The 18,359-nt window shown below is 69.0% G+C and carries 16 protein-coding genes; 7 read left to right on the forward strand and 9 right to left on the reverse strand.

Annotated features, from left to right (window positions below; all coding sequences use genetic code 11):
• The first annotated feature begins 122 nt into the window (after nt 1-122).
• Both ACGFNP_RS25905 and ACGFNP_RS25910 read left to right on the forward strand, forming a co-directional pair.
• On the forward strand, nt 123-2,648 hold the full coding sequence (locus ACGFNP_RS25905; protein ID WP_393323025.1) for a DNA topoisomerase (ATP-hydrolyzing) subunit A: 2,526 nt from the start codon (nt 123-125) through the stop codon (nt 2,646-2,648).
• 163 nt (nt 2,649-2,811) lie between these two features.
• Nucleotides 2,812-5,862, forward strand: coding sequence for a glycoside hydrolase family 3 N-terminal domain-containing protein (locus tag ACGFNP_RS25910; protein ID WP_393323028.1), 3,051 nt, complete (start codon nt 2,812-2,814; stop codon nt 5,860-5,862).
• Nucleotides 5,863-5,915: 53 nt separating this feature from the next.
• Here ACGFNP_RS25910 and ACGFNP_RS25915 read toward each other — a convergent pair whose 3' ends face one another.
• On the reverse strand, nt 5,916-6,287 hold the full coding sequence (locus ACGFNP_RS25915; protein WP_358315587.1) for a VOC family protein: 372 nt from the start codon (nt 6,285-6,287) through the stop codon (nt 5,916-5,918).
• Nucleotides 6,288-6,370: 83 nt separating this feature from the next.
• On the opposite strand from ACGFNP_RS25915, the gene ACGFNP_RS25920 reads away from it, so the two are divergent.
• Nucleotides 6,371-6,934, forward strand: coding sequence for a thioredoxin family protein (locus ACGFNP_RS25920; protein WP_393323032.1), 564 nt, complete (start codon nt 6,371-6,373; stop codon nt 6,932-6,934).
• 35 nt (nt 6,935-6,969) lie between these two features.
• Here ACGFNP_RS25920 and ACGFNP_RS25925 read toward each other — a convergent pair whose 3' ends face one another.
• Nucleotides 6,970-7,281 (reverse strand): hypothetical protein, encoded by a 312-nt coding sequence (locus ACGFNP_RS25925; RefSeq protein ID WP_358315593.1) that lies wholly within the window; start codon nt 7,279-7,281, stop codon nt 6,970-6,972.
• Nucleotides 7,282-7,437: 156 nt separating this feature from the next.
• On the opposite strand from ACGFNP_RS25925, the gene ACGFNP_RS25930 reads away from it, so the two are divergent.
• On the forward strand, nt 7,438-7,935 hold the full coding sequence (locus ACGFNP_RS25930; protein ID WP_393323035.1) for a beta-class carbonic anhydrase: 498 nt from the start codon (nt 7,438-7,440) through the stop codon (nt 7,933-7,935).
• Between the two features lie 291 nt (nt 7,936-8,226).
• Nucleotides 8,227-9,606, forward strand: coding sequence for a DNRLRE domain-containing protein (locus tag ACGFNP_RS25935; RefSeq protein ID WP_393323038.1), 1,380 nt, complete (start codon nt 8,227-8,229; stop codon nt 9,604-9,606).
• A gap of 94 nt (nt 9,607-9,700) precedes the next feature.
• On the opposite strand, the gene ACGFNP_RS25940 is transcribed toward ACGFNP_RS25935, so the two are convergent.
• Nucleotides 9,701-10,168, reverse strand: a complete 468-nt coding sequence (locus ACGFNP_RS25940) for a MarR family transcriptional regulator (protein ID WP_358315602.1) — start codon at nt 10,166-10,168, stop codon at nt 9,701-9,703.
• A gap of 87 nt (nt 10,169-10,255) precedes the next feature.
• Between ACGFNP_RS25940 and ACGFNP_RS25945 the strand changes: the two genes are divergently transcribed.
• Nucleotides 10,256-10,630 (forward strand): ester cyclase, encoded by a 375-nt coding sequence (locus tag ACGFNP_RS25945; RefSeq protein ID WP_393323043.1) that lies wholly within the window; start codon nt 10,256-10,258, stop codon nt 10,628-10,630.
• Nucleotides 10,631-10,662: 32 nt separating this feature from the next.
• Here the strand turns inward: ACGFNP_RS25945 and ACGFNP_RS25950 are convergent, their stop codons facing one another.
• The 5 genes from ACGFNP_RS25950 to ACGFNP_RS25970 form a co-directional block, all read right to left on the reverse strand.
• Nucleotides 10,663-11,661 carry a CU044_5270 family protein gene (locus tag ACGFNP_RS25950; protein ID WP_358315608.1) on the reverse strand — a complete coding sequence of 333 codons (999 nt, stop codon included), beginning with the start codon at nt 11,659-11,661 and terminating at the stop codon, nt 10,663-10,665.
• Nucleotides 11,658-12,224 carry an RNA polymerase sigma factor gene (locus tag ACGFNP_RS25955; RefSeq protein ID WP_358315737.1) on the reverse strand — a complete coding sequence of 189 codons (567 nt, stop codon included), beginning with the start codon at nt 12,222-12,224 and terminating at the stop codon, nt 11,658-11,660. Before ACGFNP_RS25955 ends, ACGFNP_RS25950 begins: the two co-directional genes overlap by 4 nt.
• A gap of 409 nt (nt 12,225-12,633) precedes the next feature.
• Entirely contained in the window at nt 12,634-13,659 is a 1,026-nt protein-coding gene (locus ACGFNP_RS25960) for an aldo/keto reductase (RefSeq protein WP_358315611.1), read from the reverse strand.
• A 153-nt stretch (nt 13,660-13,812) separates the two neighbouring features.
• Complete coding sequence (locus tag ACGFNP_RS25965; RefSeq protein ID WP_393323048.1) at nt 13,813-14,616, reverse strand: helix-turn-helix domain-containing protein; 804 nt, start codon at nt 14,614-14,616, stop codon at nt 13,813-13,815.
• Nucleotides 14,617-14,716: 100 nt separating this feature from the next.
• Nucleotides 14,717-16,783 (reverse strand): DNA topoisomerase IV subunit B, encoded by a 2,067-nt coding sequence (locus ACGFNP_RS25970; RefSeq protein WP_358315617.1) that lies wholly within the window; start codon nt 16,781-16,783, stop codon nt 14,717-14,719.
• Between the two features lie 260 nt (nt 16,784-17,043).
• On the opposite strand from ACGFNP_RS25970, the gene ACGFNP_RS25975 reads away from it, so the two are divergent.
• Nucleotides 17,044-17,274: a hypothetical protein gene (locus tag ACGFNP_RS25975; protein ID WP_308127153.1), complete on the forward strand. Its 231-nt coding sequence runs from the start codon at nt 17,044-17,046 to the stop codon at nt 17,272-17,274.
• 127 nt (nt 17,275-17,401) lie between these two features.
• On the opposite strand, the gene ACGFNP_RS25980 is transcribed toward ACGFNP_RS25975, so the two are convergent.
• A complete protein-coding gene (locus ACGFNP_RS25980; protein WP_358315620.1) occupies nt 17,402-18,097 on the reverse strand; it encodes a GNAT family N-acetyltransferase in 696 nt (231 codons plus the stop codon).
• Nucleotides 18,098-18,359 lie beyond the last annotated feature (262 nt).

Raw genomic sequence — 18,359 nt, forward strand, 5'->3', positions numbered from 1 at the left:
GCCTCCGGAAGCGAGTGTGCCGCTTATTTCCGAACGTAACGCCCAAGCAATTGCTTGGTCAAGCATACTCGTTCCGACCGGCGCGGCCGATGCGTCGCGGGCACTCAACTTTCTTCGGCACAATGTTCGACATGGCCCGACGTACGACTGCACCCCCACCCGAGGACTTCGAGGAGCGGATCGTCGACATCGACGTCTCCTCGGAAATGCGCGCAAGCTATCTCGAGTACGCCTACTCGGTGATCTATCAGCGTGCGCTGCCCGACGCGCGCGACGGTCTCAAGCCCGTGCAGCGGCGCATCCTCTACTCGATGAGCGAGATGGGCCTGCGCCCCGAGCGCGGTCACGTCAAGTCCTCCCGGGTCGTCGGCGATGTGATGGGCAAGCTCCACCCGCACGGCGACGGCGCGATCTACGACGCCCTCGTCCGGCTGGCGCAGCCGTTCTCGATGCGCCTGCCCCTGGTCGACGGCCACGGCAACTTCGGCTCCCCCGACGACTCGCCGGCCGCCATGCGTTACACCGAGGCCAGGCTGGCCCCGGCGGCCATGCTGATGGTCGAGTCCCTCGACGAGGACACCGTCGACTTCAAGCCCAACTACGACGGGCAGGAGACCGAGCCCACGGTCATGCCGTCGGCCTTCCCCAACCTGCTGGTCAACGGCACGACCGGCATCGCGGTCGGCATGGCCACCAACATGGCGCCGCACAACCTCGCCGAGGTCGTGGCCGCCGCCCGTCACCTGATCAAGAAGCCCGACGCGACGCTCGACGAGCTCATGCGCTTCGTGCCCGGCCCCGACCTGCCCACGGGCGGCTCGATCATCGGCCTGCAGGGCATCCGCGACGCCTATGAGAGCGGCCGCGGCACCTTCCGCATGCGCGCCAAGTGCAGGGTCGACCAGATCACCCCGCGCCGCAAGGGCCTCGTCGTCACCGAGCTGCCCTACAACGTCGGCCCCGAGCGGGTCGTCGCCAAGATCAAAGAGCTGGTCACCAGCAAGAAGCTGCAGGGCATCGCCGACCTCAAGGACCTCACCGACCGGCACAAGGGCCTGCACCTGGTCATCGAGATCAAGAACGGCTTCATCCCCGAGGCCGTGCTCGAGGAGCTCTACCGGCTGACGCCGATGGAGGAGACCTTCGGCATCAACAACGTGGCGCTCGTCGACGGCGAGCCGCGCACGCTGGGCCTGCGTGAGCTGCTGAGCGTCTACGTGAACCACCGGCTCGAGGTCGTGCGCCGCCGCTCGGAGTTCCGCCGCCGCAAGCGCGAGGAGCGCCTGCACCTGGTCGACGGCCTCATCATCGCGCTGCTCAACATCGACGAGGTCATCCAGGTCATCCGCACCTCCGACGACTCGGCGCAGGCGCGCGCCCGGTTGATGGAGGTCTTCGACCTGAGCGACATCCAGGCCGCCTACATCCTCGACACGCCGCTGCGCCGCCTGACCCGCTTCGACAAGCTGGAGCTCGACCGCGAGAAGCAGACGCTGAGCGACGAGATCGCCGAGCTGACCGGGATCCTGTCGTCGGAGGCCCGCCTGCGCCAGGTGGTCTCGGGCGAGCTGGCCGACGTGGCCAAGAAGTACGGCACGCCGCGCCGGACCGTCCTGCTGGAGGCGTCGGGCGCGCCCCGCACGGCGGCGGCGGTGGTGGACCTGCAGGTGGCCGACGACCCGTGCCTGGCGATGCTCTCCTCCACCGGGCTGCTGGCCCGCACCTCCGACGCCTCGCCGCTGTCGGGCGGCGACGAACGCTCCGCGCACGACGTGCTGGTCTCCGTGGTCCGCACCACCGTCAGAGGTGAGGTCGGCGTGGTGACGTCGGCGGGCCGGTTGATCCGCGTCGCGGTGGTCGATCTGCCGACGCTGCCGCCCTCCGCCAACCCGCCGTCGCTGTCGGGTGGCCATCCCGTCTCCGAGTTCGTCGCGCTCGAGCCGGACGAGACCGTCGTCGGGCTCGGCTCACTCGACCCCGACGGCCCTGGCCTGGCCGTGGGCACCGTGCAGGGCGTGGTCAAGCGGGTGGTGCCCGACTACCCGGCCAACCGCGACGACTTCGAGGTGATCACCCTCAAGGAGGGCGACAGTGTGCTGGGCGCCGTGGAGCTCGAATCCGAGGCGCACGACCTGGTCTTCATCTCCTCCGACGCGCAGTTGCTGCGCTTCCCCGCCTCGCAGGTACGCCCGCAGGGACGTCCGGCGGGCGGCATGGCGGGCATCCGGCTCGACGACGCGGCCCGGGTGGTCTGGTTCGGCGTGGTCGATCCGTCGCGGCCGTCCCAGGTGGTGACGGTGGCGGGCTCGTCCACCGCTCTGCCGGGGACACAGGTCGGGGGCGGCAAGGTGTCGGACTACGCCGAATACCCGGCCAAGGGCCGGGCCACCGGCGGGGTCCGGGCTCAGCGCTTCCTCAAGGGCGAAGACGTGCTGCTGCTGGCCTGGGCGGGGCCCGCGCCGGCCAAGGCGGTGTCCTCGGTGGGCAAGCCGGTGCCGCTGCCGGACGAGATCGGGCGCCGCGACGGATCGGGCGTCCGCCTCACCAACACCATCGGCGCCGTCGGCGGCGCCCTCGGCGCCGGATCGGCCGACTCAGCGGACTCGGACGCGCCGGCTCAGCCGGCCGAGGACGCGCCGCTGTTCTAGCGTGCTGCCGCCCGGCCCACGTGCGGGCGCCCAGCCCACGTGCGGCCGGGCGGCCCACGTGTGGCCGGGCGGCTTCACTTGGGTTCGCATGGGTTGTTATAAAACGCTCCCGTGACACGATCCCCTCTAGGAGAGAGCGCTCTCTCTGCTCTTGGGAGGAACCGTGTTCCGATTAAGAACCCCGCTATGGGCGGCGCTGGCCCTGGTAGCCGCCCTGGTCATCGCTCCCCCGGCCCAGGCCGCCGCCGAACCGCTGACCGTCACCGACTTCGAAGCCACGACCCTGCCCGCCGGCGTCTCCGCCTGGGGCAACGACGGCGCCTCGACCCCCGCCCTGACCGTCGAGCCCGACGCCACCCGGCCCGGCGCCCCCACGACCAACCGGGTGCTCAAAGCGGTCTACAACGTGAGCCAGTGGGGCGGCTGGTCCCACGACCTGACGACAGCCCAGGACTGGTCCGCCTACGCGGGCTTCTCCTTCTGGGTCAACGGCACCGGATCAGGGCAGAAGGTGTTCTTCGAGGTCAAGGACGGCGGCGGCGGAGCGGGCAGCGCCGAGCTGTTCGAGTCGTCCTTCACCGACGACACCGCCGGGTGGCGGCAGGTGCAGGTGCCGTTCTCCGGCTTCACCCGCCGCGCCGACTACCAGCCGGGCGGCGCCCCCACCGACGGCGAGCTCGACCTGGTCGCCATGTGGGGCTACTCGATGCGGCTCCCGGCCGCCTCGGGCACGCTGTTCTGGGACGACGTGCAGGTGTACGGCACGGCCCCGCCCCGGCCGGTACGACTGGCCACGGACAAGCCGGTCTATCCGGTGAACGAGAAGGGCACGGCCGAGGTACGCGTCTCGGTCACCACCGCCACCGGCGGCCCGCTCCCCGCCGACCTGGCCGTCGGCTACCGCACCGGCACCGGCACGGCCACACCCGGCCAGGACTACACGCCGGTCGAGGGCACGCTGACCTTCCCCGCGGGCACCGCCTCCGGCTCGGCCAAGGCGTTCACGGTCAAGACGCTGGCCGACAACACGGCCGAGATGGCCGAGACCATCCCGATCGTGCTGTCCGGCACCGGCACCAGGCCCCCGGCCGAGGTACCGGCCATCGTGATCAACGCGCATGGCCTGCCGTACCTCGACGCCCGTAAGCCCGTCAAGCAGCGGGTCGCCGACCTGCTCGGCCGGATGAGCACCGAGGAGAAGGTCGGCCAGATGACGCAGGCCGAACGCCTCGCGCTCGGCTCACCGAACGACATCGCCACCTACCTGCTCGGCTCGCTGCTGTCGGGCGGCGGCTCCACCCCGCCCTCGAACACGCCGAAGGCGTGGGCCGACATGATCGACGGGTTCCAGCTGCGCGCCCAGCAGACGCGGCTGCAGATCCCGCTCATCTACGGCGTCGACGCGGTCCACGGGCACAACAACGTGCTCGGCGCGACGATCTTCCCGCACAACGCCGGCCTCGGTGCCACCCGTGACGCCGAGCTGGTCGAGCGGGCGGGCAAGGTCACGGCGAAGGAGGTCAAGGCCACGGGCGTCCCGTGGGACTTCGCGCCGTGCCTGTGCGTGTCGCGCGACGACCGGTGGGGACGCGCGTACGAGTCGTTCGGCGAGGACCCGGCGCTGGTGTCGCGGATGGCCACGATCATCGACGGCCTGCAGGACAACGGGGTGCTGGCCACGGCCAAGCACTACGTCGGCGACGGCGGCACCACGTACGGCTCCTCGACCAGCGGCAACTACAAGATCGACCAGGGTGTCACCCAGGTCACCAGGGAACAGCTCGCGGCCGTCCACCTGGCGCCCTTCGCCGAGGCGGTCAGGCGCGGCGTGGGCAGCGTCATGCCGTCGTTCTCCAGCGTCGACTTCGGCCAGGGGCCGCTCAAGATGCACGCGCACAAGGAGCTGATCACCGACGTGCTCAAGGGCCGGCTCGGCTTCAAGGGCTTCGTGATCAGCGACTGGCAGGCGATCGACCAGATCCCCGGCGACTACCCGAGCGACGTGCGCACCTCGATCAACGCCGGGCTCGACATGATCATGGTGCCGTACGCGTACCCGCTGTTCACGAGCACGCTCAAGGACGAGATCGCGGCCGGACGGGTGCCCATGGCGCGGATCGACGACGCGGTCGCGAGGATCCTGACGCAGAAGTTCCGGCTCGGCCTGTTCGAGCATCCGTACGCCGACCGTTCCGGCATCGGCGACGTCGGCTCGGCCGCGCACCGCGCGGTGGCCCGCACGGCCGCCGCGAAGTCCCAGGTGCTGCTGAAGAACGAGGACCGGCTGCTGCCGCTGCGCCGCGACGCCAAGGTGTACGTCGCCGGGTCCAACGCCGACGACATCGGCAACCAGACCGGCGGCTGGACGATCACCTGGCAGGGCTCGTCCGGGCCGACCACGCAGGGCACCACGATCCTGTCGGCGATCCGCGGCCGGGCGGCCTCGGTCACCTACTCGGCCGACGCCTCCGCGCCGCTGACCGGGCACGACGTGGGGGTCGTGGTGGTGGGCGAGAAGCCGTACGCCGAGGGCATGGGTGACGTGGGCGTCAACGGGCACACGCTCGACCTGTCGGCCGCCGACCGGGCGGCGATCGACCGGGTGTGCGCGGCGATGAAGTGCGCCGTGCTGGTCGTCTCCGGCCGCCCGCTGCTGATGGGCGACCTGTCGAAGGTCAAGGCGCTGGTGGCGTCGTGGCTGCCCGGCACCGAGGGCGCCGGCGTGGCCGACCCGCTGTTCGGGGCCGTGCCGTACACCGGGCGGCTGCCGTTCACCTGGTTCCGTACGGCGGAGCAGGTGCCGATCAACGTGGGCGACGCGAGCTACGACCCGCTCTACCCGTACGGCTGGGGCCTGCGCACCGACAGGGCCCGCGACCGGCTCAAGGCGGCCTACGACCGGCTCGCCGACGGCGACGGGGCCTCCAGGGCGGCTTCGGCGACGCTGCTGGTGGCGCTGCCGGCCAACAACTGGAACGCCGACGGCTCAGTGCGGAACACCCGCGTCGTGCTGGGAGCGCTCGGCACCGCGGCCGCGCTGCTCGACCGTTCGGCCACGGACGCGTACGCCCAGGACGACGCCGTCGTCTCGGTGGCCAGGGACATCGCGCAGGCCACCGGCAGGCGGCCCGATCTGCAGGCGTCGGCCGACCACGAACTGGCGGCCGGCAACGTACGCAAGGCGGTGGACCTGCTGACGCAGGCGGCTCGCTGAGGCAGAAACCGGCTCCTGGCGCCGGCGCGCCAGGAGCCGGAATCCGCCGCTGGCTACCTGCAGAGGCAGAACGGGTGGCCGGCCGGGTCGAGGAAGACGCGGAAGGTGTCGCCCTCACTCGGCTGGTAATCGTGCTTGGTGGCGCCGATCTCCAGCACCGCGGCCTCGGCCTTGTCCATGTCGTCGACCGTCACATCGATGTGCACCTGCTGGGGGTGCTCCGCACCGGGCCAGAGCGGCGGCCGGTAGTCGGCGACCCGCTGGAAGCCCAGCCGCGCGGGCGGGCCCCCATCGGTGATGACGGCCCACTCCTCGTCGGACCCATCCAGGACGGGCCAGCCGAGCAGCCGCGAGTAGAACTGGGCCAGCTCCATCGTGTCGGTGCAGTCGAGGACCGTCGTGCGGAACTCTGCGATGCCGTTCATGTACTTTCCTCCGATATCCCTTTAACTACCGCCCACAAACAGGAAACCGTTCCTACGTGGAGGTACAGGCGACAATAGATGCCATGGCTGCCAACTCCTTCATGGTCCCTCTCGGTTCCCCAGCGCCCGATTTCCACCTGACCGCTATTCAGGGCGGCAGCGTCTCGCTCGCGGATCTCAAGGACTCGCCCGCCATCCTCGTGGCGTTCCTGTCCAACCACTGCCCCTATGTGCGCCACATCGAGCAGGGCCTCGGGGTCCTGGCCACCGACTACGGGGCCAGGCTGTCGATGGTGGCCATCTGCAGCAACGACAGCGTGAACTACCCCGACGACGACCCGACACACCTGGCAGAACAGGCGAAGCGGGCGGGCTTCACGTTCCCCTATCTGCTCGACGACACGCAGGAGACCGCCAGGGCGTATCGGGCGGCGTGCACGCCCGACTTCTTCCTGTACGACGCCGCGTTCCGGCTGGCCTACCGCGGTGAGTTCGACGACGCCCGGCCCGGCAACTCCGTACCGGTGACGGGCTCCGCGCTGCGCGCGGCGATCGACGCCCTGCTGGCGGGCGAGCCGGTGAGCGAGGAGCAGAACCCGTCACTCGGCTGCGGCATCAAGTGGAAGCCGGGCAACGCCCCCGTCTGACGGCGGCCGGCGGTCAGACGGTGATCAGGCGGTGATCAGGCGGTGGTCGCGATGGCGGCCGGCAGGGCGAGCAGGAGTTCGTGGGGCTCGCCCTGCCACTCCCGGATCAGCCGATAGCCGACCTCTCCGGGCTCGAAGTCGTCACAGCCCAGCGGACCGAAGCAGCCTGCCTGGTCGAGCAGCGTGAGGAGCGGGTCGTCGTCGGGGAGGCCGCTCGCGTAGGCGGCCGCGTCGAGGAGCGCCAGCGCGCACTTCGCGTTGCGGCCGTCGTCTCGGGTCTCCACACGGTCGAGGCGGCGCCTGGCCTGGGTACGCAGGTACGCGGCGAGCGATTCGGACCTACTCACGAAAAACCTTCTTCGATCACGTTCTGAGCAGAGTTCACACGTTGGGCTACGACATCATCACGCAAAGTGAGGGTCGCGCGTGGGACCTTGAGCAACTCCGGCCGTGTCGCCACCCCGAGAAACACCACGAAACGGGTATGAGGGATCATCTGTCCCATGAGTGCGTTTGACGACCTGATTGCCGGCAACGCTAAATATGCTGCTAAATTCCGAAATTCCGATCTGACCGGTCGGGCAGCTCGCGGGCTGGGCGTGGTGACCTGCATGGACTCCCGCATCGACCCCCTGGGACTGCTCGGCTTGAAGCCGGGCGACGCCAAGATCCTGCGGAACGCGGGCGCGCGCGTGACGGACGACGTCCTGCGTACCCTCGTCCTGGCCGTCTACCTGCTCGGCGTCGAACGGGTCCTGGTGATGCCGCACACCGACTGCGGCATGTCCAAGGTCACCGACGCCGACGTGCACGAGCTCACCCAGCGGCACGGCGTCGACACCCGCAGCCTGGAGTTCCACACCGTCCCCGACCAGGACGCGGCCCTGCGCCACGACCTGACGCGGATCAACTCCTCGCCCTTCCTGCCCCCGGGGCTGCCGGTGGGCGGTGCGATCTACGACGTGCACACGGGCAAGCTGCTGCCGGTCGCTCTGAGCTGACTTTCCGTATTTCCCGATAACTCTACGTTTTGTGATAAATATCGCACCAAAACGATCTCTCGCATTGCCGGACTGCCGCTTGTGATATTCCTGTGACCCGTCGGCGATCTTGTTCGCCGCCACAGAAACGGGGACGTCATGTTAACGATCAATCCGGCACCGCCTAACGATCGGTGATCGTCGCCGGGGGTCAGACCCCCGCCGACGCCCTGAAGTCAGCGCATTCGCGCGCTGCTCCACATCCACCGAATCGTTAGGACGTAGATTTTGCGTAAGTCTCTCAACCGTTCCATGGGCCGTCTGGCCCTCGGACTGAGCGCCGTGACCGTACTCACCGGTGCCACGGCCTTCCCGGCCTCGGCCGCGACCCCCACCGGCCAGAGCGCCGAGGAGATCGCCCTGGCCCAGGCCGCCGCCGACGGCAAGCCCGTACCCGTGCCGAGCCTGTCGGACGAGTCGAGCACCACCGTCGCCAACCCTGACGGCAGCCTCACCGCGACCATCACCTCGGGCCCCTCCCAGGTCCAGCAGGACGGCCAGTGGGTGCCCATCGACACCTCACTCGTCGCCGACGGCGCGGTCCTGAAGCCGCGCGCATCGCGCGCCAAGGTCGAGGTCTCCAACGGCGGCGAGGGCACGCTGGCCAAGATGACCGACGACGACGGCCGCGTGTTCTCGCTCAAGTGGCCGACCGCGCTGCCCAAGCCGGTCGTCAAGGAGAACGTCGCCACCTTCACCGACGCGGCCGGTCTGGGGGCCGACCTCGTCGTCACCGTCCTGCCCACGGGGTTCCGTCACGACGTGGTCCTGCGCGAGAAGCCCTCAGGCCCGCTGGAGCTCCGCATCCCGGTGCAGACCGAGGGCGTGGATCTGTCCGAGTCCGCCGAGGGTCGCCTGCTCCTGACCAGCACGGCCGACGACAAGGTGGTCGCCGCGGCGCCGCAGCCGGTCATGTGGGACTCCAAGGGCCACGGCAAGCCCCGCGGTGACTCGCTCTCGAAGATCGACACCACGGTCGAGACGCAGAACGGGACCAAGGTCCTGGTGCTCAAGCCGGACGCCAAGTTCCTGGCGGACCCGTCGCGCGTCTACCCGGTGACCGTCGACCCGGTGATCACGCTGCCGAGTGTGACGGACACCGACGTCGCCACCTCCTGGGCCTCGCACCCCGGTGACCCGATGATCATCGCGGGCACGATGCCGTGGGAGAACGGGCAGGGCGGCGACGTCATGCGCAGCCTGGTCAAGTTCGACACCCACAAGCTGACCGGCAAGCGGGTCCTGTTCGCCAACATGGCGATGTGGAACCTGGAGACGAACGCCTGCGGCCTCGTGGTGGGCTCCGGCCTCACCGCCCAGCGGATCACCAGCGCCTGGGACGAGACCGACCTGAACTGGGACAACAAGCCCTCGACCACAACGGCGGGCCAGGTGACGAACCGGCAGGGCCGCGGCCGCACCTGGACCGCCCCGTGCGCCGGGGGCGCCGGGTACCTGTCGTGGCCGGTGACCTCCATGGCCAAGGCCTGGGCCTCCGGCGCCGCCAACTACGGCGTCCAGCTGAAGGGCGCCAACGAGTCGGAGGCCACCAACTGGCGCGCCTTCGCCGCGTCGGAGAACAAGGACGCGGGCGTCAAGCCCCCGACCCTGACGGTCATCTACTGGCGCTGACCACCTGACAGCCATCTACCAGGGCTGACCAGCTGAAACACCGAAGGGGGCCGGGACATCCCGGCCCCCTTTCGCGTGTCCGGACCTGGCCGGGTCAGCTCGGCGGGCCGGCGCGCATCTGCTCGACCTCGTCCTGGAACACCGCCTGTGTCCTGCTCATGAAGTCGGTGATCACTTCGAGCTGCTCATCGCTGTACTCACTCAGCGATTCGCGCCACGCCTTGAGCAGCGGCGTGAACACCGGCGCGACGTCCACCGCCGCCCGCTCCAGCACGAGCGTCACCACGACCTTCCGCCGATCGGTGTCGTCCCGCTCCCGCCGTACATACCCCACGGATTCGAGCCGGTCGATGACGCCGGTGACGGACGCGGTGGTGATCCCCGCTCGCCGCGCCAGCTCGCTGGCGGTCAGCGGCCCTTCACTCAACAGGTTGAGGCAGTGGAGATCGGTGGTGTTGATGCCGATGCGGACCGCGGCCGCCTGACTCATGGAGACCGACAGCACGTTGGTCTTGCGCAGCGCTTCCAGCAACGCGGTCACCAACGCCGCACGTCTTGACATCGCCCACCAAACTCCTTAACGTTCCAAGTGTCTAGGAAAACTAGAAATATCTGTTTCTAGTTACTAGCCAACTGAAAGGATATACCGATGAAGGACGTCGTCATGCGCCTGTACGACGAGGTGCTCAACCAGGGCAGGCTGGACGTGGCCGACGAGATCATCGCCAGCACCCTCTCCACCGCTCCCGGCGACCCACCGGGCCCGGAGCGCGCCAAGCAGATCTCCACCCACATCCGCTCAGCCCTCCCAGACATGCACTTCGACGTCCAGGACATGATCGCAGAAGACAACAGGGTTGCCACCAGATGGACCCTGACGGGGACGCACACCGGCACCTTCTTCGGCGTCCCGCCGACGAACCAGCCCGTGGAGATCAGGGCCTGCGTCATCTTCGAGCTCAGGGACGACCAGATCACCAACCTGTGGCCGGTCCTCGACACCAGCGCCTTGCGCCCCGCCTAGTCTCTTCGCGCCTCCGCCTCAGCCGGGGATGGTTACAACTTCTGCCCGGCCTTGTCGACCACACCGACGGCGGCGCGGGTGAACATCATCCAGACCGTCCCCTTCTCGATGCTCCACGCCACGTAGGGGGGCTCGGGAACTCGCTTGCCGTTCTTCACGGTGAACTGCTCGATCCCCCGCTGCGGGTATCGCTCCTCATGATCGGTGATCGCGGTCTCGCGCCGGCCCCGGTAGGCGTAGGTCGCCGGGTCCAGCAGGATCTCGAACTTGCGCCACCCGTCGAGGATGCGGGAGACCGACAGCGCCGGACGGCCCTCGACGTCCACCGCCGACTCGTCCACCTGCACGCCGGGGAGCTTGGCCATCGCCTGGAAGATGGCCGCCTCCTGGGCCGGGGGGACGATGTTCTGGTTCAGGGTCACCTCGAACCGCTGGAAGACCCAGCCATCCGGATCTTTGTCCTTCACGGCGTTGATCTTGCGGAATCTGGCCAGCAGTTTGTCGGGATCGGTGGGCAGCGCGGCCACCAGGGCGTAGGTGTTCTCCGGCGTCCGGGCTCCAGGGTTGGTGGTCATCAGCTTGCCGTTCACCATGTAGCCGACCCGCTTGCCGTCGGCTCGAGTCCAGAATTCGTCCACCGTGTTCTTCAACGGCGTCTGCGGGGTGAACCGCGTGCCCCTCGCGTACCCCTTGCCACGGCTCTGCGTGTGATCTTCGATGTAGATCCACTGATCGTCGCGCGGCGGCGTGAAGTCCTTCTTCTGTACGGCCGCCGCGATCCTGGTGAGCACCACCTGCGCGTTGGCGGCGGGAAGCGTCGGCTCTCCCCCGCCCACAGACTGCACCAGGGTCGCCCCCGTCGCGATCACCACCGCCGAGGCGGCCACCGCCAGCGCCCGCATCGCCCACCTGCGCTTGGGACGGCGTCCGGCGGCTCGCGCCATGAGGGCGGCCCTGGCCGCCGCCTGCGCGGCCGGTGAGGGAGGCTCCGGCCCGTCCCAGGCCTCACGCAGCGTCTCCACGTCGTTCATGATCGGTCCCCTCCCAGTGCGTCCTGGATCTTCTTACGGGCCCTGTGCAGCCGTGAGCGCGCCGTACCCGCCGGAATGCCGAGCGCCTGGCCCGCCTGCTCCGAGGTGAGCTCGGCCCAGGCGACCAGGAGCAGCACGTCCCTGTCGCCGTGGGCGATCTTGGCCAGAGCCTGGGCGAGCGCCGGTCTGCGCGCGACCGCGTCCACCTCTCCGGCGACCCGCTCGGCGTGATCCTCTACGGGATTCTCCGGGCCGGCCTTGGCCAGCGCCCGGTACTGGCGCTCCTCGGCGCGACGGCGCCGGGCGATCAGGTTGGAGGCTATGCCGTACAGCCAGGGCCGCGCGTCGGCGCGGGAGACGTCGTAACCGGCGCGCTTGTCGAAGGCGATCAGGAACGTCTCCGCGGCGACGTCGTCGGCCAGACCGCCGCCCAGCCTGCGTGAGGCGTAGCCGTGGATCTCGGAGTAGTAGCGGTCGAAGATGGCGGCGAAACGTTCGGGCTCCCGCCAGGACTGCTCGATGATCACGGCGTCCCCGGCTTGAGCGGGTAACGCCCGTGTCATCGCGGTCACCTCTCGGTCCTTGGGTTCACACCTCTCCTTCACCGATCGACCGGAAGGTGTTCACGCCGGACCTGACCGCATGAACCGCGCCGCCCCCTGACCACACAGAAGCCACAGCCAACCGCACGCACGCCACGGCGCCCAGCCCATCGCACCGGAGGAGTGTGCCCCTGGAGAACCATCGGCCGTGCGGGGGCGATGACGGCTCCGAGGCCTGGTCTACGGCGAGTCCAGCGGGCCGTAGGCACGCATCGCGGCGGTTGGCCTGAGGGGGTTCCCAAAAAGGATCTTTCGCCTTTGGCAGGGCGTGTGCATCGGGTCTTGGCATGCTGCCCGAGGACCTGAGCGCCCGGATTGACGCCTGGAAGGAAGCCCTCGAGGGGAGGCCTTGGACGGGTCAGCGCCGCGCTCATCCGACCCGGCGGCCGTCGACCTGCTTTCCGCTGGGCCCGTAGACGAAGTCGGTCGTGGTGTCCATGATGAACTCCATCGGGAAGCCCAGGTCGATCGCGCTGGCCTCGTCCAGTCGGCGCACCGCCTCGTCGGGCAGTCGCAGGTCGATCGCGGCGAGGTTGTCGGTCAACTGGTCCAGGTTGCGGGCGCCGAGGATCGGGTGGATCCACGGACGATGCGCTCGCGTCCACGCGATGGCCACCTGCGAGGAGGAAACGCCCAGTTCGTCGGCCACGGTGTCCACAGTGCGCGCGATGCCCAGGTCGCGTTCGGAGACGGTGGCACGGTCGACCCGGGAGGGGCCGTCGGCTCCTGAGCGGGTGAACTTGCCCGACAAGACACCGCCGGCCAGCGGCGACCACGCGGCCACCGACAGTTCCGAAGCTGCGGCCATGGGCAGCAACTCCCGCTCGATGTCACGCTTGAGCAGGCTGTAGGGCAGTTGCAGGCCGGCGAACGGCGTCCACCCGCGGAACTCGGCGATGGTCTGCGCGCGGGAGATCAGCCAGGCGGGCGCATCGGAGATCCCGACGTACAACACCTTGCCCGCCCGTACGAGATCGTCCAGCGCTCGCATCGTCTCCTCGACCGGGGTGTTGGGGTCCCAGATGTGCACCCACAGCAGGTCGATGTAGTCGGTGCCCAGCCGCCGCAGGCTGGCCTCCACCGAACGGACCAGGTTCTTGCGGTGGTTGCCGCCGGCGTTGGGGTCGGTGCCGTCCATGGTCAGTGTGTACTTCGTGGACAGCACGAAACGGTCGCGGTCGGAGCCGAGCAGGTCCCCGACGATCCGCTCACTGCTGCCCTCGGTGTACCGGTTGGCGGTGTCGATCACATTGCCGCCCGCTTCGGCGTAGACGCTGAACATCTTGCGGCATTCCTCGACCGAGGCGCCCCACCCCCAGTCCTCGCCGAAGGTCATCGTTCCCAGGAACGCTTCGGACACCCGCAGCCCCGTGCGGCCCAGCAGCCGGTAACGCATCACATGCTCCCATCGAAAAGCACACAGCCCGAGGGACAGGGCAGTCGTCGTGCAACTCGCCGTATCTCCGTCGCGCTCGTACCAAGTTGGCGTCGCCGAGGAAACTACCTGCCGGGCTCGACATCCGTATTGCACGTTCTTGCCCCGCCTGGATCAGCGTGCGGCCCAGCCGGTCCACGCCGTGCCGCGATATGTCGACTGGTACAGGGCGGGGGTCATCCCGTAGGTCCGGGCGAACACCCGGGTCAGGTGGGGTTGATCGTGGAATCCCGTCTCGTAGGCGACCTCGGCGATCCCCGTACCGCGCCGGAGCAGTTGCCTGGCCCGATCGAGCCGAAGACGCAGATGCAGCTTGTGCGGCGGCAGACCGAACCAGGCGGTGCACACGCGCACGAGCCGGTACTTGCTGAGCTCCGTCACCGCGCTGAGCTCGTCCAGCGTCACGTTGCGGGACAGGTTCGCCCGCAGGTACGCACGCAGAGTCTCGGGGACACGCTGCGCCGTGTCCCTCCTACCCTCGGCACCGTAGGACTGCCGCGCCAGCCTGGAGACGAACTCCAGCATCTGTGTCTCCCGCCCCAGCGCCGAACCGGGCTGCCCGGAAGGCCGGTAGAGGGAGCCGTGTACGGACCGGAAACGGGCCGCCAGCCCGCTGTCCCGGATCACCGGATCCCCGTAGCGCACCGCCTCAGGCGTGGCGACCTCGGCGATCAAGGAGGGCGACACACACATGATCAGCCAACGCGCCGACTCGAGATCGTCCGGCTGCCCGGAATGCGCGTCGTCCGGGTGGAGCGCGACCAGTTGCCCAGGAGCGGCCCGGTAGGTCGTGCCGCGTCTGCGCAAGGTGAGACCTGAGTCGATCATGAGGAGCAGTTTGAGCTCTTCATGGACATTGCCGCTGTAGGACTGCGCCTGCCCATCCACCACGACGACGTCCGGCACGTCGTCGGACACCCATGGAACCTCAGCCCGATCCACACCCGACACGGCCACCAGCCTAGCCTCGCCGCTTCCAGCGAGCCCACGACTGGATCACCGCGTCGGCGAGCAGCGCTCAGGCGTCGATGTGATCGCGGTCGACCTCGGCCGCGCTGTTGACGATGAACTCGCGACGCGGAGCCACATCGCTCCCCATCAGCAGGCTGAAGATCCCCTCCGCCGTCTCCGCGTCCTCGATCCGGACGCGGCGCAGGATGCGGTGGCGGGGGTCCATGGTGGTCTCAGCCAGCTGGTCGGCGTCCATCTCGCCCAGACCCTTGTAGCGCTGCACGGGGTCCTTCCAGCGCCGGCCACGCCGCTCCAGGTCGCGCAGCACTTTGTGCAACTCGGCGTCGGAGTAGCAGTAGATGTACTTCTCCTTGCCCCGGCCAGGGTTGGTGAGCTCGATGCGGTGCAGCGGCGGGACGGCGGCGAACACCCTGCCCGCCTCGACCATGGGCCGCATGTAGCGGTGGAACAGGGTCAGCAGCAGGCAGCGGATGTGGGCGCCGTCGACGTCGGCGTCGGCCATCAGGATGACCTTGCCGTAGCGGGCCGCCTCGATGTCGAAGGACCGGCCGGAGCCCGCGCCGACCACCTGGATGATCGCGGCGCACTCGGCGTTCTTGAGCATGTCGCTCACGGACGCCTTCTGCACGTTGAGGATCTTGCCGCGGATCGGCAGCAGTGCCTGGAACTCCGAGTCGCGGGCCAGCTTGGCGGTGCCCAGAGCGGAGTCGCCCTCGACGATGAACAGCTCGCTGCGGTCGATGTCGTCGCTGCGGCAGTCGACGAGCTTGGCCGGGAGCGCGGAGTTTTCCAGGGCGCTCTTGCGACGCTGGTTGTCGCGGTGCTCGCGGGCCGCGATGCGGGCCTTGGCCGCGGTGACGATCTTCTCCAGCACGGCGCGCAGGGGCTGCTTGTAGCCGCGCGGCGGGTTGGCGAACAGCTCCCTGATCTCGCGGGAGACCACGTGGGACACGATGCGGGTGGCCGCCGAGGTGCCCAGCACCTCCTTGGTCTGGCCCTCGAACTGCGGCTCCGGCACCCGGACCGTGACGACCCCGGTGAGGCCCTCGGAGATGTCCTCCTTGTTGACCGGGTCGTCGCCGTTCTTCAGCAGGCGGGACTCGCGCAGCAGCTCGTTGATGGTGCGGACCAGGCCACGCTCGAAGCCGGTGAGGTGGGTGCCGCCCTTGGGGGTGGCGATGACGTTGACGAACGAGCGGACGGTCGAGTCGTAACCCTTGCCCCAGCGCACGGCCACGTCGACGGTGAGCTCGCGCTGCACCTCGGTGGAGGTCATGTGACCCTGGTCGTCGAGCACGGGGACGGTCTCGTGGAAGTGACCGACCCCCTGCAGGCGCAGCACGTCGCAGACGGCCTCGTCGCGGGCCAGGAACTCGGTGAACTCGGAGATGCCGCCGTCGAAGTGGAACTCCTCCTCGACCCGCTCCTCGTGCCTGCTGTCGATCACGGCCAGGGTCAGGCCGGGCACCAGGAAGGCGGTCTGGCGGAGCCGGACGTGGATCTCGTCGAGCGAGACCTCGGCATCGGGCAGGAAGATCTGCTTGTCGGCCCAGAACCGCACCCTGGTGCCGGTGACCCGCTTGGGCAGCTTGCCGCCGTCGCGCAGGCCGGACTTCTTCTTGAACTTGGCCTTCGGGCCGTCGCCGTCGAAGACGCCGGGCACGCCGCGGCGGAAGCTGATCTCGTGGATCATGCCGTCGCGGTCGACCTCGACGTCGAGGCGCTCGGACAGGGCGTTGACCACGGAGGCGCCCACGCCGTGCAGGCCGCCGGACGCGCCATAGGAGCCGCCGCCGAACTTACCGCCCGCGTGGAGCTTGGTGTAGACGAGCTCGACTCCGGCCAGGCCGCTCTTGGGCTCGATGTCGACGGGGATGCCGCGGCCGTCGTCACGCACCTCGATGGAGCCGTCGGGATAGAGCTCCACCTCGATGCGGGTGCAGTGCCCGGCGAGCGCCTCGTCGACGCCGTTGTCGACGATCTCCCAGAGGCAGTGCATGAGCCCGCGGCTGTCGGTCGACCCGATATACATGCCCGGGCGCTTGCGGACCGCTTCCAGCCCCTCAAGCACCGACAGGTGGCGAGCCGTGTAACCCGCCTCCACTAGCGTCACTCCGGCTCCCCTGCGTCTAAGCGTCGAATCCGAGCATCGAACATGTGTGCGTAGCCTATCGTTCTTCCCCTACGCACGCGTACAAGCTTGCCATGACGGCAGGTTTGGTGTTACCAGGCGGCTGCTCGTCATTACTTCCGGCCACATTCTGCTCTCGGCGTAGCGAGGCTGTGATTGGGAACGTCCACGTCCGGTTAGATGTTGTCCAAGTGACTGACGCCAGATCCTCGCTTCGGCGGGGGTGACCCGAAAGGCGATACGTGACTGGAGCTCTCGCCCCCGTTAAGCCGCTGACGGCCCTCGACCGCTGCGACCGTTGCGGCGCCCAGGCATACATTCGCGCGACCCTGCCCGTGGGTGGGGAGCTGCTGTTCTGCGCTCATCACGGGCGTCAGCACATAGCGGCGCTTCGCGAGAAGGGCGCCGACATCCTGGACGAGTCCGCTCGGCTCAGCGAAACCCCAGTAGTGGCCCCCAACGACGAGCGCTAACCCGCGCTGGTCGTGATGACATAACAACATATTGCGCAAAGCGAAACGGCGGTCCTGGTATGCCCGGGGCCGCCGTTCCGTCATGTCTCAGCGGGGCTCATCCCGCCCGATCTCATCTCGTGCGGCCTCATCTCACCCGGTAGTGATAGCGGGCCCGCACCTCGAAGCCCTCGCTTCGATACAGGGCCTGAGCCGCCTCGTTGGGCGCTGTGGTCACCAGATAGGCCGACCGCGCCCCACCGCGCCGTACAAGGGCGCGCAGCACACTTCTGGCCAGCCCACGGCGTCGCGCCTGCGGCAACGTGGCCATGCAGTAGATCCCGAGCGTCTCCCCCTGCGGCACACCCCGCCCGACGGCGACGACCCGGCCGTCCTCCTCGACCGCGGCATACAGAGCGGGCACCCCCTCGCAGATCCGCTCAGCCGCCGCCACGCCCTCGGCGTACCGCCCGTCCACGGCCCACCAGGTCGCCAGCCACTCCGGCCAGGTCCGCTCCTCGACCCGCACCTGATGAACCGGCTCCGGCACGCCGCCCCCCACCATGATCACGGTCGGATCGACGACCCCGTACCCCCGGGCGGCCAGCTCGTCGTCAAGCCCCGGCATGGCCCCCACCCCAACGGAGAACACACTCCGTTGCCCCTTTTCGGCATAGAAAGCCTCGGCCACCTCGATCGCACCGGCGAGATCGGCGGGCCGTCCCAGGGCGAGCACGGAGTTCGCCCGCTTGGTCACGCCACCGGCGTAGCGAAGGATCCAACCGTCGTGCGTCCGCTGCTCATAGGCCGGCCAGGCTTCATGAACAAGCAGGTCAAAGTCCATTCGCGCACCCTACCCAACCAGCCGGACCTGCCATGGAGGCGGCCAAGGACGCGTCGTATCGGCGGCCGGCCACGTGCGGGTTCAGCGGCCGTATTCCTGGAGGCCCCCGGCCACGGACGGCGGGTGGCGGCCGGCCGGGCTTGCCGTACAGGATGGGAAAGAGCGGCGACAACACAGAGCGTGAGACCACGCACGGCGGGCATTCATCGCGGCGGGTGGTTCTCGCCGGAGAGCGGGGCTCCTCCTCGGAGAGAGCAGGTGA

This window comes from Nonomuraea sp. NPDC049269 (genome assembly GCF_043197155.1).
Lineage (GTDB): Bacteria > Actinomycetota > Actinomycetes > Streptosporangiales > Streptosporangiaceae > Nonomuraea.